Here is a 24,353-nt window from a genome sequence, read left to right on the forward strand (position 1 = left end):
GATATTATTTAGAGGTTCTCCAGGCTGCGCTTAGTGAATTCCGCCAATTCAGCCCCTTTCAACATGCCCTGGTTCAACAGCGCCAATTGATAGAGGTATTTGGCGAGCTTAGCACTTTGCTCCCCATCGGTTTCTTGCAGGATTTTTTTGGTCACCAACTCGTGGTTGCCATTGACGATCACCTGGTAAGAATCCGGGAAACCATCCATGCCCATGCCCTGCATGGCCTGCATTTCTTTCATGCGGCGCATGAACTCGGGGCGGGTGATGATTACCGGCGCTTCCTGTGGAGACAAAGGCTGGACTTCTACTCGCCCAGCAGGGTCACTAACTACTGAAGTGAAAAGATCCTTCACCTTGGTTTTTTCCTCCTCATTCAGTACCAATTCAGGCTTTTCGTCCTTTTGAATCAGGTTATTGACCGTATCTGAATCCACGCGTACGAAGACCGCATTGCCCAATTTGTATTCCAATTGCTGCATGAAGGGGCTGTCGATCATGGGCTGATCCATCACCACCACGTCATAACCATAGGCTTTGCAGGCTTCGATCTGGGTATGTTGTGCTTCGGGCTGAGTGGTGTAAATGAACACCACCTTGTCGTGTTTGTCGGTTTGGGTGGGTTTTACCTTTTCTACGTATTCTTCGATGGGGTAAAACTCGCCAGCCAGGTTTTTCACCAGGGCGTACTTGATCGCTTTTTCGTAGAATTTATCATCGCTGAGCATGCCGTATTTGACAAAAATGCCCAGGTCGCTCCACTTAGATTCGAAGTCAGCGCGGTCTTTAATGAACAATTCGGACAACTTGTCGGCTACCTTTTTGGTAATGAAGCCACTGATGCGTTTGACATTGCTGTCGGCTTGCAGGTAGGAGCGCGATACGTTCAGCGGAATGTCTGGTGAATCGATCACCCCGTGCAGCAGGGTCAGGAATTCTGGTACAATCTCTTTAACGCTGTCCGTTACAAAAACCTGGTTGGAATAAAGCTGGATTTTGTTGCGCTGCAATTCCAGGCTATTGCCCAATTTTGGGAAGTAAAGTACACCGGTGAGGTTGAAGGGATAGTCGATGTTCAAGTGAATCCAGAACAGCGGCGCATCGTAACTTTGAGGATACAATTCGCGGTAAAAATTGCGGTAATCCTCATCCGTCAGATCGGCAGGTTGTTTGCGCCAGGCGGGTTCGGGGTTGTTGATGATGTTGTCGACCTGGATGGTACGCTCGGTTTGTTCCTCGCCTTCTCCATCAAAGGTGGTTTCATCTCTGGTGCCAAATTGGATGGCTATTGGCAAAAACTTGCAGTATTTTTCCAATAAGCCCTCAATGCGCTCATTTTCCAAAAATTCCAGACTGTCTTCGGCGATGTGCAAGATGACATCGGTGCCTCGACTGTCTTTTTCAATGTCTTCGAGGGTATACTCGGGGTTGCCTTCACAGGTCCAACGCACGGCGGTATTGCCTTCTTGCCAGGATTTTGTTTGTACTTCTACGGAAGCAGCCACCATAAAGGCGGAGTAGAAGCCCAAACCGAAGTTACCGATGATGTTGGTTTCGTCTTTGTATTTTTCCAAAAACTCCTGGGCACTGGAAAAGGCCACCTGGTTGAGGTATTTTTTAACTTCCTCTTCGGTCATCCCGATGCCCTGGTCGCGGATGGTCAGGGTTTTGGCGTCTTTGTCGATCAGGATTTCAATTTTCAACTCGCCAATGTCACCTTTGGCTTCACCCCGACGAGACAAGGCTTTGAGTTTATTGCTGGCATCCACGGCATTGGATACCAACTCGCGGAGGAATATTTCGTGATCAGAATACAGGAAGCGTTTGATGATGGGGAAGATGTTCTCCGTTTGGACGGCTATGTTTCCTTTTTGCATGACTATAACGTTTTATTTCTTTTGGCAAAAAGACCGTCAAACAACATGCCATGCTTGCTTGTGCTGACATTTTGACACAAAAGCCCAACTTATGCTGCCGCATGCGCCGATTGTATTTTTCAGTAACAAGAATGTTATACCCTCAAGCGGGTATTTTTCTCGATTGTAAAAAAAAATAATACGTTTGACTTGATTTAGTGCGGCTATTTCCTTTTCTTTGTATCACGTTTTTATTCTTACCAAAAAGAGCTTTCTACACTTCTACACAATTTCTGTGTAAAATTTCTATCTATACATACCATTGTATTCTCGTGGCATTCTGCTATCGCTTGTCCTGTATTGCCTTTTGTGTTCAACAAAAAGCAATACACACAACAAGAGCTTGCAGTGAACTGAACGATCAACAAAGGGGGGACGCTTGATCCGGAGGTTCACTGCATCATTTTTTTCCATTTGGATTGGCAACATTCAATTGGCCCGACCACTCAAAAGTGTGTCGCCATAATACGCTATTGCTTTGATCCAAACATCAATTTCGGAAGTAAACCTGAATGGATATTTAGGGCCGGTTCCAATTTAGGGGGGAGAACCGGCTTTTTTTATTTTTAGGATTTCCCTTACTCATTTATAGTGAAACTCTTTTTCATTCCAACGTAGCGTTTGATACAAAGTTTTGGTTTTCTTTTTCCCTTTAATTTCTTCTCCACCATCGGTATAGTTTTCACAATCAAACGAGTAGTACTCCTCTTTGATGGCAATTTTATTTTTATTCTCAAAGTGGAAGGTACTGACAATTTCTGTGCCGACCTCTGTCCCTGGTCCACAATCTCGCGAGTCTTCTTTGATGAAAAAAGTAGATTTTAGTTTCCGATCTTTTTTATCCAATTGAATTAACTCCAGATTAATGAAATCTACGGCAACGGATGTAACGCCCCAAAAGATAGAAGCAACTATGTCTTGCTCGCCATCTTTATTCAAGTCTTTAATATCTATGCCCCAGGGTTCATAATGATTTCCTTCCAAACGGTAGGTTGCTATATGTTCATTGGTTTTAGGATCAAATAACCAGAGATCATCTATAAAGTAGTGGGTATACTTGTCTTGTTTATTGTGATTGTAAGGGATTATAGCCAGTATATATCCATTAAAGGAGTGTCTGAACAGTAAACTGGAGTCTTTTACAAAAGAGATAATTTCCTCTTGAGTATAAACCGCGCTGTCTTGAATCAATGTTTTGGCCACAAACTTATCAATCGTATCCAAGTTTAAAGAATCCCAGGTCAGATCATTAAAATTGAGTGCTTTGGGTTCTATAGGCTCCTGTTGTTTCGCAGCAGTTAGTTTTTCCGTTTTTTCGCCCGTTTCTTTCTGGGTACAAGCTACTACACTAGCCATGATCAACAGATACAAAAGAGAACGATACATGATCTTGTTTTTTATTGGTTATCCTAATTTTCCTTCAATCAATTCACCAACACGTTGACTCTGTCTCCCTCAATTTCTTCTTTAATCGCCGTCCCCCTAGTATAAATCGTTTTCAAATCTCGATTGATTCCTTCTATAAACAAATAATCGAAAGAGCTTAGGTTTGGATTATCCGCTACATTTAGTTCCTGCAATCTTGGCATCGCCGCTACAATTTTAAAATCTTGTAACTGCGTATTCGCCAGATTGATCTGTGTGACTTCTTTCAATTTATTCAAACTGAAACTAAAAAAGAACGCCTTCTCGTACGAACCGATGGGCAAAAACAGTACTCCGGTACCCAGGCGGGCTTTGAATTTTTGTACTTCCTCCGCACTGTACTGCTTGCCATGCTCCAGGCCAAATTTTTCCAGAAAAAACGGCTTAGCTACCAGTTCCAGCACCATCTCCTGGTAAAACGTTTTGAGCATGTCGAACCCTTCAAAACCTTTAAATTGGGGCAAAAATTGTGGGTTTTCAAACAGCTCCAGCGCCAAAAAATACTCCAATAAAGACTTGTGGGTAAACTTGTAGTTGTTGTGTGCCCCCCGGGTGAGCAGGGAGTGCGCCTGCATGTCGAACAAATCGAGTTCCACCTGATGCTGCTGTGATAATTTTTGTAAAACGTCCAAATCGCTGATCGACAAGTTTTCGCGGTGCTGGTACACTTCCAGGGCAAAATAGCGGGAGAAATTATAGAGGTTGTCTACAAAATTGCTGCCCTTGTTTCGAATGTTGCGCTCCCGTTCCAGCCAGCGGTGGATGATCTGGGCGTACACCTGAAAAGAGTATTGATAATTGGGCGCTTTTTCTACCAAATAATCGATGTAACTCAGGATCATCGGCCGGGCCACCAGTTCTTTGTACTCTTCGATGAATTGCAGGCAATTGCGGTAACGCCGGCTGAAGCGACCAAATTTTTTGCGCAAAAAAACCTTAATCTCATCCTGTTGCAAAGGCGAAATGTAGCGCGTCACGATGCGGCGCGGTGCCCGATTAGGAGACATGCTGGAAAAAGGCAAAGCGCTGGGAATGTCTTCTTCCCGGGCAAAAAACTGGGTGCGGCAGGTGATGACTACTGTTTGAAAGTGGCTGACTTTTTTGAACAGGGTGGCGATGCGGTCATTGGGTTGTTCGATGGCCTGAGGGTCTTCATCCAAGCCGTCCAGCAACAGGATGGTTTCTTTGCGGTCCTCTTCCGAAATTTTGTCGATCTCCTCGTCCACTCCGGCATTAAAAGGGAAAAGGCGAATTTTGTATTTTTTGGCCAAACGCCGCCGATAAGTATCGTACAGGTTGATCATAAAAGTGGTTTTGCCCATACCCGAGTCGGCTAAAACCATAAACACATAATCGTCTTTGTCTTTTTCAAAAATGCGCAGGAAGTAGGGAATCAGTGGCTCGCGGGGCTCGGTATCCCGGTTGATTTCACTACTTTCCGTAGGGGATTTGGACTGGCATTGCGTGGGGATGAAATACTTGGTGTGGCTCTTGATTTCGCTGGCCGTGTAAAAGGGATGCAGGCAGCGGGCCAGGCGGCTTTCCTTGCGGCGTTGCATGAACCAGGGGATGATCCAACGAAACGTTGCAAATACCCCACCCGCGATGGTTAAACTGACTTCCAATAAATCACTCAAGTCCAGACCTAAAAACATGTAGATCTACATTTAGGCCACACTGCCGGAGGTTAGGTTCGGAGGACATCAATTGCCACGTGCTTTAGCGCGTGGATCGGCATTCCCCTTTTAATCGGGCTTTAGCCCAAACCCTTATTTTCAAGCCAGGGCTAAAGCCCAAATCTGTGGGGCTCCTATGTCCCCAGGCTGAAGCCTGGGGCAATTAATGTCCTCCGAACCTAATGTCCAGTGGTGGGTATTTAAACTGCAAGTTAGAGAAGTTTTACACATGAAATTACAAGCGCTTCAGTAAGTCTTGCGCTTTTTGTGCAAACTCGGACTCTGTAGGCACTTGTTGCAAAACCCTGCGGCACTCCGTTTTGTTTCCCTCCTTCAAATAACTCAAGGCCAGGTACCATTGTCCGTAATCCACAAAGCTGGATTCAACACTGCTGATGTTGGTAAAAAGCTCCCGGGCAGCCGGGTATTTCTCGGTTTCGAGCAAACATATCCCCAGGTAGAGTTGGGCCTGTAAATCTTCCGGTTTTTCCTTTACATAAGCCTGCAACAGAGGCAAGGCTTTGGCGAAGTCCTTTTGGTTAAAGGCTGACTCCATCGCGGCCAGATTGTCCTGGGCGGTATTGGATTTTTCAATCATGGCCAGGGGCGGATATTGGCCGTATTGCTCATAAAGGTTGGGTTGGAAAAGCAAAAAACGGGCTACCAAGACCAATGCAATGGTCGCAGCGAGGCCGATGACCCAACGCATCGTCTGATTGCGGCGCAGGGGTACAATCCGTCCGGTTTCTTTTGAGGCGGTGTTTTGGAAAAATTCGCTGCCCATGCCTTCCAATTGCCCTTTCAGCGCAGCCCTGCGATCCTGTTTGCGCAGGAATTGCTCCATGTCTTTTTGCAAAGCCAGTTCGGCAGCCAAATCGGCGCTTTGGTTCAGCTCTGCCTCAAAAGCATTTTTGTCCGCTTCGGGGAGTTCGCCGCGGAGGTAACGGTCTATTTTTTCTGTGTTGTTCATGGTTCTTAACTTTTGAATTGTTGGGCAAAAAGCTCCTTCCAACGGCCCATGCAGCGGTGTTTGCTTTGGTACACCGCATTGGCAGCCAAGCCCAGTTGTTCGGCGATTTGTTCGCTGGCCACGCCCTTGCCCAACAAAGTGAGCAATTCCTGGCATTGCGTCGACAACAAGGCGAAGGTTTTCGTCAGGGTTTCCTGCTTGTGCAGTTCCTGGGTGGCAGCTTCCGATTCCAAACCAGGGTCGTCTTCATCATTATATCTTTCCTCCTCCACTTTTCTTACGACTGCTTCACGATTTTTTTCTTTCAAGCGGTCGAACCACTTGCGTTTGCAGATGCCAAAAAGCAAGGCGCCAAAGCTGCTATTGAATTGAACATCAGCCCCACAGTAGCGATCGTAAATGGCCATGAGCCCATCCTGAAATAAATCCTGGGCATCGGCAGCCGAGCCGTTGTTGGCTTCCACCCAACGCTGGATCGGCGCAGCATGCTGCTGATAGATGGCACGAATCCGCAGGGAATCCCCGGCGCATAGGGCGAGTAGGTCTTGGTTGTCGCTCATTTTGGTGGCGGTTGAGGAACATTCGTCATCTCAATTGTTTGGAAGAACTAACCGCGGATGCGGTTGAATTTAGAATAGCCCCGGTCGTCCGGGGTCAGTCCGTAGCAAAAGGTTTCACAACCGCGGATGCGGTTGAATTTTTGCTCAATTGAGTTCAACCACTACCGTGGTTGCAGCCAATTTGACCTTACTATTTACCCCGGACGACCGGGGCTATTCTAAATTCAATCGCTCCGCGATTAGATGTTAGCCCGATTTGGGCTTCTCAAAAATTCGGGACGACAAATGTTTCTAAACTTTTTCTTAACATTTTTTTAACACTTCTCACTAGTAAGATTTTTCCCTCCTCCCAGATGTATGGATGTAGGCGGCAAAAACCGCGACTAATATAGCACCTTATTCCATCATCCTGTTAAATCTGCTACCCATGAAATCCAGAATCCTTACCCGTTTGGTTTTAGTCCTGTTCCTCTGTATCCAGGGGCTGGTGAACACTACTTTTGCACAAACCACTACTGCTGACACCCTCAGCATGGGTGATAAAAAAACCTGCATCCCACCTACAATTGCGATCATCGACCCCAGTGGCATCGCTACCAACGTGCCCAATACTTCGCCAGCCCCGCCTTTTTCCTATGCTGCTATTTGCCAAAAAGACTACCGCATTTGTGCCAAGTTCGCCTGTGCCAATGGCTTGGCAACCAGCTATGTAGCCACAGTAACCGATAAAGACGGGGTAACCGCCAGCTACACTGGAGTGGGGGCCTCCTTTTGTTTTAACCACCAATTCAACAAAGAAGGAGTACACGTCGTCACGCTGCATTTTTTCTGCGGCAATGTCTGTTGTTATTCGGTGACCTTTTATGTGTACGTCTGCTCTTGTCCATGTAGTTGTGAGGGTGGCAAACTGGATTACATCAATTTCTCTGCGCCCAATTGGCATGCGATGAAAATTGAATGTGGCCAGACTTACGAATTTTGCAACAACAACCAGGTGACCTTTAATGTAGGTTACGATTGCCCTGGTGACTGCCAGGCCAAGTACGAATACCTCGTCAACGGAACTACAACAGCTACAGGTTCTGGCAACGCCTTTTCACAAGCGCTGCCCACCGTTCCTGGTACCTACGTGATCGCCATCATCATCCGCTGCGGGGATAAAATTTGTTACGAATGCAAGTTCATCGTAAAAATTGTCAACTGCGAACCCATCGATTGCTGTGGAAAATGGGAAAACCTGCCCGATTTGATCGGCACTGGCATCAAGTACGAAGATGTATGTGGCAAAGGTTTTGAACTCAAGTGTGGCAAATACAACCTCAGCGGCTCGTACCTCTGCAAAGCGCCTTGCCAGGCTACTTATGACATCACCGTTACCGCTGCAAGTGGGGCAGTAGTGTACAGCGCTCTCAACGATGCTACGCTGAATGAAACCATCGGCTTTGGCAACAATGGCGTGTACCTGGTGCAAATTATCGTGAAATGTGGAGGCAAAGAATGCGCTCGTTGTGAGTTCAAAGTGAATGTTCAAGGTTGTGTGGGTGTGCCTACCGATCTCAACAAGAGCAGTGGCCTACCACAAGGGCAATTGCGGGCTTTCCCCAACCCTACGACGGGCCAGCTGAATCTGGATCTACCAGTCAGTGCTGCTGCTTACCAATTTGTACTCCGCGATTTGACGGGCAAAACCGTGCTGCACAAACAAAATGGCAGCAACCGTGAATCCCTGAACCTGGACGAGTTACCCAATGGAACCTATTTCTTGGAGGCCATCTCTGCTGAAAACCGATATAAAACCTTAGTAGTCAAACAGTGATTGTTTTTATAATCCCATGAACATTTTTTGATCCCATGTAACAGTGGTGCAGGTCTACGGGCCTGCACCTTTTTTGTTTTGGGAAGCACTCACGTCCAAATTTGTAAATAATTAATTACTTCCGGCGCGTGAGGCTTCAACTCATTCAACAGCTCCCCTATCTGGTGGCTGCGGTCTTTTTCGCCTCGGTGGGCATTGAAATAATCCTGGAGCCGCCGCTGAAGGGTGTTTTTATCAATGATCTCTTCTTTGTACTGCGCGATCGAGGTGTACCAAAGCAGGGCGGGCACATAGTCCGGACGGGTTTCATAGCCTTTTTCCAAATCCAGCAAGCGGTACTTGGTGATTACCCGAATCATCTTTTGAAACTTGCATTGACTCAACAAAGCCCCCATATAAGCGGTAAAAAAGGTGTGCCAACGGTATTGCAAGACTTCTTTTTCGTACGCCGAAAGGAAGGTCTCTGCATAACTCTCGGCATTGCGTAGCATCTGGTTTTGCAACAAACACTTGATGTAAAAAGCCACAAAACCCACCTTGTTGTAAAAATTCTGACTGCTTTTCATTTCTGGTGCAGCATTGCGCATCATAGTCAGGGCCTCCTGGGGTTTGTTGCCGCGCAGCAGTACGGCACCGAGGTTGTTGACATAAAAGAGGTAATCGTGGGTTTTGCCCCGAATGGACAGGTAGCCGTAGTAAATGGCCTTGTCAAACTCCCGCAACCGCGCGTGCAACAACATCCGCAAGTGGTAATAATTGAGCAAAATCCGTTTGGAGTAAAACTTGCCTTCGCCAAAAATGCGGTCGAGGTAAGCAAATTTTTCGCCCAATAAGTCCAGTTTGCGGTAGTTGAAACTGATGAAAGTCAGACGTACAAAAGCCATGTAACGGGTGTAGCCTTCCAGGGTCTCATCATAAAAAATTCGGGTCAGCCACTTTTCCCACTGGATGGATTCGGCAGAGTTTTCGGAATACTGCTTGACGATGTCGAGGGTAGCCTGATGGAATTGCTCGGAAATCCGCTTGCTGTTGGCGTGTGCTTCCTGGTAGGTTTCCAGGAATTTGTGTACGGTTTCGTGATCGGCATAACGCATACGAATCAGCAAAAAATGGCGGTATTGTTGGACCAGTTCGTAAAACTTGGTAAAAAAAAAGCCCGGATGCTGGTACTGCCGGATTTCGCGCAGCAGCAGCATTTTTTCTTCTTCAGCCTGGATTGCATCGGTGGTGATTTGCCGCTCCAGTGTACTCATCCATTCAAAGTGGGCATCGACGTCCAGTTCCGTCAAGCGTTGTTGCACCCAGTTTTTGAGGTGGGAGTATTTGCGTTTGTCGATGTTGGGGTCGTAAGGCGTGAATTGGTTGATATGCTGGCAATTGTAATCCACGCGCTCCAAAATGCCCAGCTTCACCTGATCGGCCAATTGCTGCACGGCCAGCAGGTAGCGCGTTTCGTGCGGTAGCAGGGTATTGGCGAAATTGGTAAAGATTTGCAGTTTGTTGCGCATAGCAATCAATTGTTCACAATAGTACAAAATTCCGGTAGGGGCGACCCTATGTGGTCGCCCCTATGAGGAAAAAACATAAAACCTGGTACTGTAGGGTCAACCACATAGGGTCGCCCCTACAATACCAATCCCCCATCCACCGACAAGGTCACCCCATTGATGAACGACGCCTCGTCCGATGCCAAAAACAAATACGCATTCGCAATATCCTCCGGCATGCCCATTCGGCCCACGGGCGTGCGGCTTTCCAAATCCGCCAGGTATTCTGCTGGAATGGTTTCCACCATTTCGGTTTTGATGAAACCCGGCGCAATGGCGTTCACGGTGATGCCTTTGCGGCCAAGCTCCCTGGCCCACACTTTGGTCATCCCGATCACCCCGGCTTTGGAGGCAACATAGTTCGTTTGGCCAAAATTGCCATACAAAGCCACCACCGAAGCCGCGTTGATGATGCGCCCATAATTGCGCTCACTCATGTAGCCACTCACCACTTTGGTGCAATAAAATACGCCACTGAGGTTGACATCGATGACCTGTTGCCACTGCAAGGGCGACATTTTTTTCAAAGATGAATCCCGGGTAATGCCTGCGTTGTTGATCAGGATATCGATTTGGCCAAAATCCTGCATGACGGCATCGGCACCTTCTTGCACAGCATCCAAGTCGGCAGTATTGACTTTGTAAAACTTGCAGGACAAGCCCTGGCCAGCCCATTCCGCTGCAACAGCTTTGCCGCTGGCCTCATTGATGTCCCAGATGGCCACGGTCGCGCCTTCTTGCAAAAAGCGTAGGGCGGTAGCTTTTCCAATTCCGCTGGCACCACCGGTGACGATGGCCACCTTTTGTTGTAGTCTGTTCATTGATGGGTTTTTAAAAATGTTCGAATCGAGGACGTAACCGTTTCGGCCCCATCCCAAAGCACAAAGTGGCCACACTGCGGCACCATCACCAATTGGCTATTGGGTATGTGCTGCTGACCCTGTTTGGCTACGGCTTCAACACTGAGTTTGGGGTGCAAAATCCGATTGGGGATCAACAAATCCTCGTTGCCATAAAAGATGAGCGTAGGCGTTTTGATTTCACCCAGGTGCTCAAAAACAGGTTGCTGCAACATCCCCTGGACACATTTGGGAATCATGTTGCAATAGTGGTCAAATTCAGCGGTTTCCCGCATCAATAGGCGGTCCTCGTACATAAAACGGGCGTCAGTGGGCATTTTTGCCCCGTAGAAATTGACGTCAAAATTCCGTTCAATTTGTGCCGCTGGAGTGGCTTTAAACACTGCTGGCGTGACGTATTGGGTAAACCAGGCACGATCGGCTTCCGTAAAAGTTTCGAATCCAGCTGGTGCCAACAAGACCAGTTTTTGCAACCATTGGGGTTGACGCAAAGCCAAGGTAAGGCTGATTTGCCCGCCCATCGAATGCCCCACCAAACTGACTTTGCGCAATTTGAGCTTTTTGACCAGTGCCTCGATACAATCGGCGAAAAAAGCCATGTCATAGCTCCAATCTCCCTGTCCCGATTTGCCATAACCTGGTAAGTCGACCACTATACATCGGTAATCTTGGCGCAGTTCGTCCACCACTTTTTTCCAGGCAGGCAGGTAACTGCCCAGGCCGTGGATGAAAATCAGGGTGGTTTTGCCTTTGCCTTCGTCGGCGTAAGCGATGCTGACCTGGTTGGGTAAGCTTATTTTTTTGACCGCAAAAGGGTATCGAATGTCTTCCATACTTTTGACTTGCGTTTGGCTGTACAAAAAAAATGGAAGGATGCAGGTGAACCAAACCATTACAGCGCCTCGTGAATTCATTGCAGGGGAAATTTGAATTATTTTATTTGGTGAAGAATCATGGCCGAAAAATAATTAATTGTAATTGAGGTAGATGATCTTTGACTTGTTTTGAAAAATAAGCACTTGGGTTGACTTAAAGCCATTTTTATACATTCTTTTCAAAATAGACGAAAAAAAATATTGTAAAAACCTAATTATTAATTTTTTACAAAAATAAAACTCAGTCAAATTAATTGGTAATTTACCACTTGACTTTTCTTTTTACCTTCACCTTGAGTAGCGTAAATACATTGAAAAAATGACTTTATGATCAAAGGTTTCTTTTTTCCATTGTTTTCATTTTCAGTGTACTATGCACTTTTAAGGATAACGCCGAAAAAAGGCCCTTGGTCACAAAACTATAACTGAGTCAAGCTTGACATTGAAGCGTCAATCGTATTCGTTTTCAATTGTTTAGAGCCTTTTATATTCACCTCTTTGCAAAAAGTCAACCTACCTGAGTTTCTTGATCCTACATCCAGCACATAAATCTCCTTCTAATTTTAATCCCGAAATCATTCATTACCATCAGGGACTTGGTTGAAAGTATATTTTGTCCAATAGCCTGTTCACCATTCATCATTTCAATTCATGCAAAACGCACTCGTTATGAAAAAAGCCTATACGCTCTTGTCGTTGCTGTGCGCGGCGCTGTTTACCTGCATCAGCCTGCAAGCTCAAAATGGAACCATCAAGGGGACAGTAAAAGATGCCGAATCGGGCGAAGCGTTGGTGGGAGCCAACGTAGTCATTGCCGGTACCAGCCAGGGCGCTGCCACCGACGCCAGTGGAATGTACACCATTGCCGATGTTAAACCAGGGGAATACGCCCTGGAAGTTACCTACACGGGTTTTCAAAACTTTAAAAAAATCGTCGTCGTAAAAGCGGGCGAAACCACTACCCTTGACTTTTCGATGGGGGCTGCGGTTCTGCTCGGTCAGGAAGTGGTTGTTTCCGCTTCACGCAAAGCTGAAAAACTCACCAACGCCCCAGCCACAATCACCGTAATCAACTCCAAGGCCATCAGTGAGTTGCCTTCTTTTAACGTGGCCGAATTATTGGGTCGCCAAAGAGGGGTGGACTACGTACGTTCGGGCGTACTCGGTGTAGGCATCAATGCCCGGGGCTTCAACAGTGCTTTTAATCCCAAAAACTTACAGTTGAACGACAACCGTTTGACGACACTCATCGCTACTGGCTTGCCCTTGGGTGCATTGAGTACCACCGTGAAAGAAGATGTAGAGCGGATAGAAGTCATCCTTGGTCCTTCTTCCGCGCTTTACGGCCCCAACGCCCACAACGGTTTGTTGAACACCATTACCAAAGACCCACGTACCTCCCAAGGGACGACCATTGCGGTGGGGGTAGGCAACCAAAATGTGTTGAGCACCCGTTTCCGCCACGCCAGCAAATGGGGAGATAATTTTGCCTTCAAAGTGAGTGCCGAATATTTGAAAGGAACCGAGTTTGACTACACCGATACCGTTTATTACAACAACACGGCTTTCGACAACAGACTTTTTGGTGGTACGGGCAATGGCTCCAAAATCATCCGTCATAAATCAACGGAGTTGGAACTGAACCGCGACTTCAGCTCCCTGCGCGGTGAGGCTGGCCTTTATTATTCGCCCACCAGCAAGTCAGACATCATTTTGTCCTACGGCCATAGTACCAGCAACAACATTGGGCTTACCAATGCTGGCCGCAACCAGATCAAAGATTGGCAGATCAACTGGTTCCAGTTGCGTTACGTATCGCCTCGGTTCTTCGTTCAGGCCTACCAGACCTACTCTAAAACGGAGGACACCTACGCCATGAACCAGCGCACCCAAAACTACTGGTCGTTTAAAGATGCTGGTTTTAGCGAAGAAGAATCTCGTCGTCGTTCTTTTGGTGAGCAGTGGTTCGGCATCAGCCCAACCGTAGGGGTTCCTTTGAACCGCAACTCGGTTTTTAAAGACAATTCCAACCGCACCAATGCCGAAGCACAGTACAACAACAAGGTAGCTGGCTTCGACTTCATTCTCGGGGTACAATACCAGCAAGATCGCGCCAACTCCAAAGGAACCTACCTCCTGGACGGAGGCGAAAACATCGAGGTAGCCCAGATTGGTGGTTACCTGCAAGTCGAGCGCAAATTTGGTGAACACCTCAAAGCTGTAGCTGCCGCTCGCTTTGACGACCATGATTTATACGGCTTCAATTTCATTCCCAAGGCAGCACTGGTGTACTACAACGACGCCAGTTCCTTCCGCCTGACTTATGGCCGGGGCATCGCTGCGCCAACCATCCTGAATCTGGAAGCCAATATCTTTGGTGGTGTATTGCTGGGCAATAGTACTGGTTATACCTTATCCGACGGCACCAAAATCCCGGGTTTGAAAGTAGAAACCATCCAAACTGTGGAAGTTGGATACAAAAGTACCTTGAGTGAACGCCTGTTCATTGATGCGAATGCCTACTACAATACCTCTGAAAACTTCCTTAGCCCATCCATCAACATTGCTACCGGGGGCCGCACTGTTACCCACCGGGGTGATGTGCCAATGAGTCAGGTAGTGCCGGGCACTCCCGAAACGGGTTCTGCGCTGGTTTTGACTTACCTAAACTTTGGTAAAGTCGCCACCTACGGCGCGGATGTGTCTTTCAATTACAGCGTTGCAGCGGGTTTATTGGCCAACTTGAACTACTCCTGGTTCAGCTACGACCTGGACAATAGTGATACCGCCAACGATGGCAACCGCGATGGCAAAGTAAACGAAAACGACTTGCCCATCAATACACCTACGCACAAGTTAGGACTGGGGCTTAATTACTCCAAAGGCAAGTTCTTCAGCAGCATCTTTGGTCGCTGGGTACAAGCTTATGACTTCTTCTCTGGCATCAACGTGGCAGCCAAAACCAACCCAGATTTGATTTACGCAGGTTCGCCCGTGTACGAAGACCGTCAGGTTGGTCGCAACTTCAACTTTGGCCCGCTCGGTGGATTTTTCAACGTGGACCTGAGTGCAGGTTACCGTTTTGGCAAACTCACCGTAGCTGCGCAGGCAGTGAACCTGTTTGGTTCTGAAGTACGGGAGTTTGTGGCTTCGCCTTCGATTAGTCGCCTCTTGTCTTTGGAAGTGAAAGTTGATTTACCGAAAAAATAACATAAGTCATCCCAAATTTTCAAAATAAGCCAAAGCGACATTTTTTATCACAAAGAAAGCACAAAGAAACACAAAGGACACAAAGCGAAGCTTCGTCTACGTCTAACTTTGTGTCCTTTGTGTCCTCTTTTTTCCTTTGTGATAAAAAAATGTCGCTTTTGTAAAGCTTTGAGAAATTCGGGATGACTCATGTTTCAAACCTCTCGATAATGCGCAACGCCCGCATCATTTCTACCGGCGCCTACGCCCCGGAGCTTGTCATTACCAATCAATATTTCAACGACTTATTGGGTGAAGACGTAGCCACCTGGCTGAGTGAGAACGTACACATCCACGAGCGCCGCTGGTGCGCCCCGGATGAAAGTACCGCCGACCTTTGTGTAGCCGCAGCCCAACAAGCCCTCGAACGCGCCTCCATCAAACCCGAACAATTAGACCTGATTCTGATTGCTACTGATACGCCGGAGTTTGTTTCCCCCTCTACCGCAGCGGTGGTACAAGCCCGTTTGGGCGCCAGCAATGCGGGCACTTTTGACATCAACACGGCTTGTGCAGGGTTTGTCACTGCGCTGGACATTGGCGTCAAGTACATCCGCGCTGATGAACACTACCAACACATCCTGGTGATTGGGGCTTATGCGATGAGCAAATACCTCAATTTGGAAGACAAAAAAACCGTTACCCTTTTTGCAGACGGGGCGGGCGCCGTTGTGCTCCGGGCCGATAATGACGAACAGACCGGCTATTTGAGCAGTCAACTTATTTCGCAGGGGCAATACCACGGATGGATGGGTATTTATGCCGGCGGTGCTCGTCACCCGATTAGTGATGCGATTGTGGCGAACCACGACCACCAATTGAAATTCATCCAAAAATTTCCCAAAACCCTCAACCCGAGCATGTGGGCTCAAATGGCGCAAACCCTTTGTGATCGGATTGGTGCAAGCCCGCAGGACGTGGCCCAGTATTTCATCACCCAAATCAACATCAATTCGATTTGGGATACCCTGGACTTGCTGGAGGTGCCCCGCGACCGGGCGCATACCATCATGCACTACTACGGCTATACCGGATCGGCCTGTATTCCCATGGCTTTTAATGATGCCGTAGAAAAAGGCAAAACCAAAGCGGGAGATTTGGTATTTTTCATCGGTTCGGGTGGAGGATTGGCTTTTGCTTCGGCAGCGTTTAGACTTTAAGAAAAGTTGAGGGAGGTTTAGGAGGTTGAGGAAGGTTGAGGCTACCGCGAGCGATACTCAACCTTCCTCAACCTCCTAAACTTCCCTCAACCTGCAACTACAAACAATGAAGGATTGGTTCTGCAAATGGGCGCTCTACAGCCCGGATGAAATTGCGGTAAAAGAATGGGAAACTGGCCGTACGCTCAGTTATGGTGTACTCAATAAAATGGCCAATCGCCTGGCCTGGTACTTGACCCAGGACTTGGGCTTACACTTGGGTGATCGGGTAGCGGTACTGGCGGACAATTGCCTGGAGTACATTGTCCTATTTGCTGCTGCGCAAAAAACGGGTTTGGTACTAGTGCCGCTCAATTACCGGCTGAGTGCACCTGAAATTGATTATTTGTTGCAAGATGCTACGCCAAGGCTAGTTTTGGCAGAAACAAAATACCAATCCCTTTTAGATGCTGCACCGACAACTCCAAGCATTGAATTACAATGGAGTGTGGAGGAACTGGGCCTTTGGCTGGAAGCTGCAGCAGAGCAGACCGAATGGCCTTTTACCCCCACTTTTTTGGACGATAACCATCCGATCTTTATCCTCTATACCTCGGGCACGACGGGCTTTCCTAAAGGTGCCTTGTACACACATAAGATGTTGTTTTGGAACAGCATCAATACGGCCATGAGTTTGGTGATCAACTCGCATGGCCGCACCGTAGTGTGTATGCCGCCTTTTCACACCGGGGGTTGGAATGTACTCACCACACCTCTCCTGCACCACGGTGGCTATGTGTGTTTGATGAAAAAATTCGATGCAGAGGAGGTGCTCAAAGCCTTGCAGGAAGAGACACCGAGTATTTTTATGGGGGTACCGACCATGTTGAAAATGATTGCCGATTGTGAGGGTTTCGCCGATGCGGATTTGTCCAGTTTGTACTACATTATCGTGGGTGGAGAACCCATGCCCATTCCCCTCATCGAAACCTGGCACGACAAGGGTGTCTTCATCCGCCAGGGCTTTGGCATGACCGAAGTTGGCCCCAATCTTTTTTCCTTGCACCACTGCGATGCCATGCGTAAAAAAGGCTCTATCGGGCGCCCCAATTTTTATGTGGACATCAAAATTGTGGATGAAAACGGCGAGGAGGTTCCGGTCAATACCCCCGGCGAGCTCCTCTTGCGCGGCCCCATGACTACCCCCGGCTACTGGGGCAATTCCAAGGCTACGGCCAGTTCCATCCGCGAAGGCTGGTTTTACAGCGGTGACATGATCCGACAAGACGGAGAGGGCTACATTTACGTGGTGGACCGCATCAAAAACATGTTCATTTCGGGTGGTGAAAACGTGTATCCAGCTGAGATCGAGCGGGTGCTCATTGCCCATCCGCAGGTGTCGGGCGCAGCGGTGATCGGGGTGAAAGATGAAAAATGGGGCGAGGTAGGCAAGGCTTTTGTCACCCTGGAAGAAGGGCATTCACTGGATGAAGCGGAGCTCAAAGCCTGGTGTGTGCAACATCTGGCAAAGTTCAAGGTGCCAAAGTATGTTGAGTTTTTGGCGGTATTACCCGTGAGTGCAACGGGGAAAATTGATAAGAAGGTGTTGAGGTGAGTAACGAGAACGAAATAACTTCCTTCTCAAAAACCGCCTTTAAAAAACGAGTGCTCAGCGATGTGAACGCTCGCTCTTGGCTCGTAAAAATTCAAGCCCTCTCAGTAATGTTAATTTCCAGGTTTTGCACATTAAACACAATGAATATACGTTTAAATTTAAGTCTTATTTGGATAATCAGAACTCGTTAATTAGCCAGCAATATGAAAAAACGTACCTTACTCTCCCTTACTTTTATAGTATTTGGTTTGGGGTTGCTTGATGCACAATCGCTTAACAAGCCCGAATTATTGACCATTCTGCTAAAAACGGACACCACTGTACAATACGGTGCTGTATCCAGTGTCTTTAGCAATTTAAAAGATAGCATCCCCCTTAAAGGTATTCCGGGGTTCCTGAAACACACTCAACTCAAATTTTTTAGCTTCAATCCCGCGCAACATCATTACGACCGTTTTCGCAAAGGCCTATCAAGCAAAGACCAATTTGATCAGTGGTTTAAACGACTTAAATTTGATTCTAGCCATGTGCAGGAGCAATTTTTCAAACATACAACTTATGTCGTATCCGCTCTAGATGCCGACGGGCAAAAGGTTTTGATCTTTGACCTGAACCAAAATCTGGATTTTTCAGATGAGGAAGTCATGCGTTTTGATACGGCTTTTTATAGTTTACCCAAAGAAGAACAGGAAAAAAAATTGGCGAAATTGCCCCATGTCAGCTTTCAGTATGAATATGTGGACCAATCAGGAAAGCTAAAGCTGAAAAAACAAGTAATGAGCATTGATCCCTATCGAGGATTTTTCAACGAATACCCTACAAAAATTGATAAAGCACTTGAATTAGCTTACCGCTATAATCAATGGGAAAAAGGAGAGGTTCGGGAAGGTGGGATAATAACGCTAGTATACGTTAGAAACAGTGTCAACTTACCCGCACCTTATAAAGGAAGTGGTATCAATCTAGTAGTTCCCCCCAATCAAGGCAAACCAAAGCTCCGAGACTATTACAAACCAGGCGATACCCTGTTGATTGGCTCGTTTCAATACGTTTTTACAAGAGTTTCCACTTTTGCTGACACCCTCTTTCTGGAAAGACTAAGAAAAGAAGAAAGGCCAATTGGCTATCGGGCGGGGTTTTACGCTAATGAGGTACAAATGATGGCGTTGGATAGCAGCAACATTAAATTGTATGATTTGCTTAAAAAAGGACAATATGTGATCCTGGATTATTGGGGAACCTGGTGTAAGCCCTGCATTGCCAAATTGCCTGCGATCAAAAAACTGCATGAAACAATTGCTGCAAAGCCTGCACAAATGATCAGTGTGGCCTACGATGATAATTTCAGCGAGGTCAAAAAATTTGTTGCAGCGCAGCAAATGGATTGGTTGAATGTATTTGAGTCAATGGACAATAAATCTCCGAGGCAGGCTTCTCCGGTCAAAACCTTCAAAGTCACACTTTTTCCGACCTTCATCCTCATTCAGCCGGATGGCAAAATCATTTCTACTGATTTTGATGAGATCGTAAAATGGGCGGAAACGTTGTAGTTTTAGGTGAGTTCGGGGATTCCCGAAGGGAATTTATGTTTATAGTAAGTCAAATGAGAGGCATTGATCAATCCTGAAGGGATTGTATGTCGATAAATTTCAACATAAAGTCCCTTCAGGACTTTGAAGAGCCTTTAACATTTCCCTATAAACATAAAATTCCTTCGGAATTAGTCAATAAGGTTCTGATTATTTAGAGCGTGCCACTGATCAGCCTTTATTGGCGAAGTCAAAGTCACTTCAATACCCGAATTCACCTTTTTAAGCAGGTATCACTCACTCCGCAAGGACTTCACCGGATTCGCCGTAGCCGCCCGTACACTCTGCACACTCACCGTCAAAAAAGCGATCAAGAGCGCCAGGAGCCCTGCCAATACAAAGACCCACCACTGAATTTCGATGTGGAAGGCAAACGCCTTGAGCCAGTTGTGCATGAAGTACCAGGCCAGGGGTGCAGCAAAAATGAGCGAGATAAGCACCAATCCCAAAAAGTCGCGTGACAACAAGCGCACAATACTGCCCACCGAAGCACCCAGCACCTTGCGCACTCCAATCTCTTTGGTCCGCCGCTCGGCGGTGAAGGCCGCCAGTCCAAACAAACCCAAACAAGCAATCAGGATGGACAGGCAAGAAAAAACCATTACCACCATCGCGGTGCGGTGTTCGCGGCGGTAAAGGGTATCCAGATGCTCATCCAGGAATACGTAGTCGAAAGCAGAACTAGGCAAAACCTCGTCAAACACCTTTTGAATTTGTTGCATGCTGCCCTTGAGGTCTTTGGTATTCAGCCGAACCAGGCTGTATGATTTTTGCTCCGTAGAAGCATTGTGGAAAGCATAACCACCGAGGGGTTGGTGTAAATCCTGAAAGTGAAAATTGTCCATTACCCCTACAATTTCAGCCCGGTCATACCCAAATAGATTGGTGGCTTTTTTGCCAATGGCTTCTTCGGGAGTATAGCCCAAAAAGTCGGAAACCAATTTATTGACCACCACCTTTACTGTAGTATCTCCGGGTTCACGATCGACCATGGGGGTAAGGTTTCCAGCCAACAATTGGATGTCCAGTATCTTTAAAATATTGTTGTCGGCATGGTTGGTAACCACCGGGAGGGATTCTTGTAGTTTATCCGGCCGAGAAACTGAACGGCCACTAGCCCCTGCGCCGGGGAAACTTTGCGCCTGACAAACATCCACCACTGTGCCGATCGATTTACAGGCATTGCTAAACGTGGTAACCTGGGTAGCATCTTGTGCCGCCGCCATGTTGATGGCCACCACTTGCTCAGGGTTGTAGCCCAGATTTTGCTGTTGAATAAAATTGAGTTGTTGGTAAAAAAGCACGGTGCAAATCATCAACATGATCGAAGCAGAAAACTGCACAATGACCAAAGACTGGCGCAAAAGCCCGCCTGATGATTTTTGCTGAAAAGTGGTCTGTAGGAGATTTTTGGGACTGAACGCGGATAAAAGCAACGCTGGATAAGCCCCCGCCAGAAGTACCACCACGACCCAAAGTCTCAGCAACCCACCCAGAATCTGAGGGGATAAGATGGCTTTAATTTCAAATTGTTTTCCCGAAATTTGGTTGAACAGGGGCAAAAACAACAGCACCAAAATCAGCGCTAACCCCAGTGCCAAAGCGGCCAATACTGCGGTTTCCAAATAAAACCGACTAGCCAATTGTGCTCTTGTAGCTCCTACAGCTTTGGTAATGCCTACCTCTCTGAATCTTTGTTGCGCGCGGGCAGTGGCCAGGTTCATGTAGTTGATACAGGCAATCACCAAGATGACGATCGCCAAAATGATGAGGATTTTCACCTGCTGGGGGTCGCCACTTCTTTGGGTATAACTATCGGATATATCGGCGGAATGAAGGTGTACATCTTTCAGGGCTTGAAGCGCAAATTTTTGCCATTGCCGATCTTTGGCGACGTATTTATTCAACACATCGGCCATTTGTTTTTCAATCACCCGAGGGTCAGCCTTAGCATTCAGCAAAAAGTAGGTCTCAAAGCTGGAATTATCCCAGGTCAGGTCCCGAAACATACGGCCAACCGTAGGAAATGAACCAATAACTTCTGCATCCAGCGTAGAATTGAGCGGAAAATCTTCGTACACGCCCGTAACCTCCAGGGTAAGGCTGTTTTCGATTTTGATGGTTTGGCTGACGGCGTCCATATCCGGGAAATAACGATCAGCTACCGATTTGCTCAGGAGAACTTTATTTGGGCCGTTTAGGGCGGTGTTGGGGTCTCCTGCCAAGAATTTCAGGTCAAAAATCTCCATCAGTGAAGAATCCGCCCAAAAAAGATTGGCCTGACTGAATTTTTGGTTATTGGCATTGATCATGGCTTTTTCGCCATAATTGAATTCCCACATGCGCATTTGTGCCTCAATGCCCGGGATTTCGTTTTTCATCACTGGCCCTACACTGTTGGGGAGGTTGGCTGTAGTTTCTTCTCCATTGTCATAATCCACTTTGGCCAAGCCCCGGTAAATCCGATCCACTTTGTAATGATAGCGATCAAAAGACAATTCCTCCTTTACAAACACTAACAATAGGAGGGCAACGGCAATACCCAGCCCTAGCCCCATGAGGTTCAAGCCGCTGAACAATTTGTTCTTCATCAAATTGCGTACAGCTATTTTCAGGTAGTTTGTAAGCATAGCGGAGTCCTTTGTTTTTTTGGAAAACGGAAGCAATAATAAGGTTAAAAACCGTAAACCTATTCGCTCTTCAGCGATTTAATCGGATCAATCGTAGCCGCCCGCACACTCTGCATACTCACCGTGAGGAATGCAATCAACATAGCGCTAGCGCCTGCCAATACAAAGACCCACCATTCGATGTTGATGCGGTAAGCAAATTCCTTCAGCCAGCCGTTCATGAAGTACCAGGCCACCGGCGAAGCAATGACTACCGATACCAGCACCAAACGCAAAAAGTCGCGGGAAAGCAATTGTACGATGCTGCCAATGGATGCGCCCAAAACCTTGCGCACCCCAATTTCTTTGGTGCGTTGCTCGGCAGTGAAAGCGGCCAAGCCAAACAAGCCCAAACAGGCAATTAAGATAGCCAGACAGGAGAACACCATCACCACTGAGGCCGTCCGCTGCTCGCGGCGGTATAAGGTATTCAAATGATCGTCCAGGAAGGTATAATCAAAAGCCGAAGTGGGCATGCTCTGATTGAACAAGGCTTCGATTTGCTTCATACTCTGTGGCAAATCCTGGGTTTGCAATTTGATCAAGGTATAGGTGCGCCCTTCGGTATTGGCGTTGTGGAAAGCGTAGCCACCAATCGGTTGATGGAAATTGTCGAAGTGAAAGTTGTCCATCACCCCCACAATTTCAGCATTGTCAAACAGGTTCGGTGCTTTTTTGCCAATTGCTTCCTCAGGAGTGTAGCCCAAAAAGTCAGCTACAAATTTATTGACCACCACCTGCACCGTAGTGTCTTTTGGATCCTTCTCCGCTGCTGGAACGGTTTTTCCAGCCAATAATTTAATGTCGAGCACATCCAGAATTTCCGTGTTCGCGTGGTTGGTGGTAACCGGGATGGTTTGAGACTCACTGTTGGGTGGAGAAATGGTGCGCCCACTGCCCCCCTCGCCGGGGAAAGTTTGGGCACGAGTCACCTCTTGTACACTGCTCAAGGCTTTGCAGGCATGGTTGAAACCGTTGATCTGATCTCTGGTTTCGGCAGCTGCCATGTTGATGGCCACCACCTGATCGGGCTTATAACCTAGGTTGCGTTGCTGGATGAAGTTGAGCTGTTGGTAAAACAACACCGTGCAGATGATCAGAATGATGGAGGCCGAAAACTGTACCACCACCAGTGAGCGCCGCAAAACCCCCGCAGATGACTTTTGGCGAAAAGCGGTTTGTAACAGATGTTTTGGGTTAAAAGAAGACAACATCAGGGCAGGGTAAGAACCGGCCAACAGGGTTACAATCGTCCCAATGGCCAACAAACCTAACAAAACTGTTGGCGTAAGCACGTCCAAAACCCCAAACTGTTTGCCCGCCAAATCATTAAAAATGGGCAAAATTCCCAGCATCAGCACAACACCCATCACCAGGGCAATGGCCACCATCAGCGCAGTCTCCAGGTAAAAACGCCGCGCCAATTGCATGCGGGTCGCCCCTACCGTTTTGGTGATGCCTACTTCCCGAAAACGTTGTTGCGAGCGGGCAGTAGCCAGGTTCATGTAGTTGATGCAGGCAATCACGAGGATCACAATGGCCAAAATGATCAGGATCCGTACTTGCTGCGGGTCACCGATCCGATCGCTGTACGAGTGTCCGATGGTGGCGGAATGCAAGTGAACATCCGTCATGGCCTGGAGCCGGTATTTCATCCAGCGGTTCTCTACGGGGACATTTTTTTCATAAATCTTATTGAACTGTACTTCCAGTTTCTTTGGATCAGCACCAGGACTCAACAAAAAGAAGGTTTCAAAACTAGCGTTGCTCCAGCTCAGGTTGTTCACCGTCCAGGCGACACTGGGAAAGGAACCAATGACTTCGGCATCCAGGGTTGAATTTTGTGGAAAATCGGCGTACACGCCGGTTACTTCCAATTCGAGCGAATTGTCAATTTTGATCAAACGGCCAATCGGGTCCTGTCTGGGAAAATATTTATCGGCTACCGTTTTGCTTAAAATAACTTTCTTAGGGCCATTCAGCGCGGTTGCGGGATTGCCGGCCAATAGTTTAAGGTCAAAAATTTTAAAAATAGTCGAATCCGCCCAAGCGAAGTTTTTTTGTACAAACTTGCGTTCACCCACACTAACAAATGCAGGTTCCCCAAAATTGTGCTCCCACATGCGCATTTGCTCCTCTACCCCGGCCACCTCACTTTTCATCGTTGGACCAACAATATTGGGGTAGCTGGACCAGGTTTCGCTGATTTCTCCAAACGTTACATCTACAATGCCCCGATAAATGCGCTCCACTTTGGTATGAAAACGATCAAAAGACACTTCATCCTGTACATACACCAACAGCAATAAAGCTACAGCAATGCCCAAGGCCAATCCCAACAAATTCAAACCCGTAAAGAGTTTGTTTTTCATCAGGTTGCGGATGGCTATTTTTAGGTAGTTCGTAAGCATAGGGAGTGTATTTGAAGTTGAGAGAGGTTGAGGAAG

General features: G+C 47.3%; 15 protein-coding genes. 5 read left to right on the plus strand and 10 right to left on the minus strand.

From position 1 onward, the window contains the following. Nucleotides 1-8: 8 nt before the first annotated feature. The 5 genes from htpG to ACEW9O_RS13295 form a co-directional block, all read right to left on the minus strand. Nucleotides 9-1,877 carry a molecular chaperone HtpG gene (htpG, locus tag ACEW9O_RS13275; RefSeq protein ID WP_373550654.1) on the minus strand — a complete coding sequence of 623 codons (1,869 nt, stop codon included), beginning with the start codon at nt 1,875-1,877 and terminating at the stop codon, nt 9-11. A 621-nt stretch (nt 1,878-2,498) separates the two neighbouring features. Beyond that, nucleotides 2,499-3,302, minus strand: a complete 804-nt coding sequence (locus tag ACEW9O_RS13280) for a hypothetical protein (protein ID WP_373550655.1) — start codon at nt 3,300-3,302, stop codon at nt 2,499-2,501. Between the two features lie 38 nt (nt 3,303-3,340). Continuing rightward, nucleotides 3,341-4,996: a hypothetical protein gene (locus ACEW9O_RS13285; RefSeq protein WP_373550656.1), complete on the minus strand. Its 1,656-nt coding sequence runs from the start codon at nt 4,994-4,996 to the stop codon at nt 3,341-3,343. Nucleotides 4,997-5,252: 256 nt separating this feature from the next. Next, entirely contained in the window at nt 5,253-5,987 is a 735-nt protein-coding gene (locus ACEW9O_RS13290) for a tetratricopeptide repeat protein (RefSeq protein ID WP_373550657.1), read from the minus strand. 5 nt (nt 5,988-5,992) lie between these two features. Beyond that, entirely contained in the window at nt 5,993-6,547 is a 555-nt protein-coding gene (locus ACEW9O_RS13295) for an RNA polymerase sigma factor (protein WP_373550658.1), read from the minus strand. Nucleotides 6,548-6,974: 427 nt separating this feature from the next. Between ACEW9O_RS13295 and ACEW9O_RS13300 the strand changes: the two genes are divergently transcribed. Beyond that, complete coding sequence (locus tag ACEW9O_RS13300) at nt 6,975-8,363, plus strand: T9SS type A sorting domain-containing protein (RefSeq protein WP_373550659.1); 1,389 nt, start codon at nt 6,975-6,977, stop codon at nt 8,361-8,363. Nucleotides 8,364-8,452: 89 nt separating this feature from the next. Here ACEW9O_RS13300 and ACEW9O_RS13305 read toward each other — a convergent pair whose 3' ends face one another. The 3 genes from ACEW9O_RS13305 to ACEW9O_RS13315 all read right to left on the minus strand — a co-directional run bounded on the left by ACEW9O_RS13305 (nt 8,453) and on the right by ACEW9O_RS13315 (nt 11,684). Further along, on the minus strand, nt 8,453-9,871 hold the full coding sequence (locus ACEW9O_RS13305; protein ID WP_373550660.1) for a hypothetical protein: 1,419 nt from the start codon (nt 9,869-9,871) through the stop codon (nt 8,453-8,455). Nucleotides 9,872-9,987: 116 nt separating this feature from the next. Further along, on the minus strand, nt 9,988-10,731 hold the full coding sequence (locus tag ACEW9O_RS13310; RefSeq protein ID WP_373550661.1) for a beta-ketoacyl-ACP reductase: 744 nt from the start codon (nt 10,729-10,731) through the stop codon (nt 9,988-9,990). Continuing rightward, nucleotides 10,728-11,684 (minus strand): alpha/beta fold hydrolase, encoded by a 957-nt coding sequence (locus tag ACEW9O_RS13315; RefSeq protein ID WP_373550662.1) that lies wholly within the window; start codon nt 11,682-11,684, stop codon nt 10,728-10,730. Before ACEW9O_RS13315 ends, ACEW9O_RS13310 begins: the two co-directional genes overlap by 4 nt. A 630-nt stretch (nt 11,685-12,314) precedes the next feature. On the opposite strand from ACEW9O_RS13315, the gene ACEW9O_RS13320 reads away from it, so the two are divergent. From ACEW9O_RS13320 to ACEW9O_RS13335, 4 genes are all read left to right on the plus strand, one after another. Next, nucleotides 12,315-14,855, plus strand: a complete 2,541-nt coding sequence (locus tag ACEW9O_RS13320; protein ID WP_373550663.1) for a carboxypeptidase-like regulatory domain-containing protein — start codon at nt 12,315-12,317, stop codon at nt 14,853-14,855. 209 nt (nt 14,856-15,064) lie between these two features. After that, nucleotides 15,065-16,054 carry a 3-oxoacyl-ACP synthase III family protein gene (locus tag ACEW9O_RS13325; protein ID WP_373550664.1) on the plus strand — a complete coding sequence of 330 codons (990 nt, stop codon included), beginning with the start codon at nt 15,065-15,067 and terminating at the stop codon, nt 16,052-16,054. A 106-nt stretch (nt 16,055-16,160) separates the two neighbouring features. Next, complete coding sequence (locus ACEW9O_RS13330; RefSeq protein ID WP_373550665.1) at nt 16,161-17,648, plus strand: class I adenylate-forming enzyme family protein; 1,488 nt, start codon at nt 16,161-16,163, stop codon at nt 17,646-17,648. Nucleotides 17,649-17,851: 203 nt separating this feature from the next. After that, complete coding sequence (locus ACEW9O_RS13335) at nt 17,852-19,198, plus strand: TlpA family protein disulfide reductase (RefSeq protein WP_373550666.1); 1,347 nt, start codon at nt 17,852-17,854, stop codon at nt 19,196-19,198. A 272-nt stretch (nt 19,199-19,470) separates the two neighbouring features. Here the strand turns inward: ACEW9O_RS13335 and ACEW9O_RS13340 are convergent, their stop codons facing one another. After that, nucleotides 19,471-21,867: an ABC transporter permease gene (locus ACEW9O_RS13340; RefSeq protein ID WP_373550667.1), complete on the minus strand. Its 2,397-nt coding sequence runs from the start codon at nt 21,865-21,867 to the stop codon at nt 19,471-19,473. Nucleotides 21,868-21,926: 59 nt separating this feature from the next. After that, nucleotides 21,927-24,317 carry an ABC transporter permease gene (locus ACEW9O_RS13345; protein WP_373550668.1) on the minus strand — a complete coding sequence of 797 codons (2,391 nt, stop codon included), beginning with the start codon at nt 24,315-24,317 and terminating at the stop codon, nt 21,927-21,929. Nucleotides 24,318-24,353 lie beyond the last annotated feature (36 nt).

It is taken from the genome of Haliscomenobacter sp., assembly GCF_041740695.1.
Lineage (GTDB): Bacteria > Bacteroidota > Bacteroidia > Chitinophagales > Saprospiraceae > Haliscomenobacter.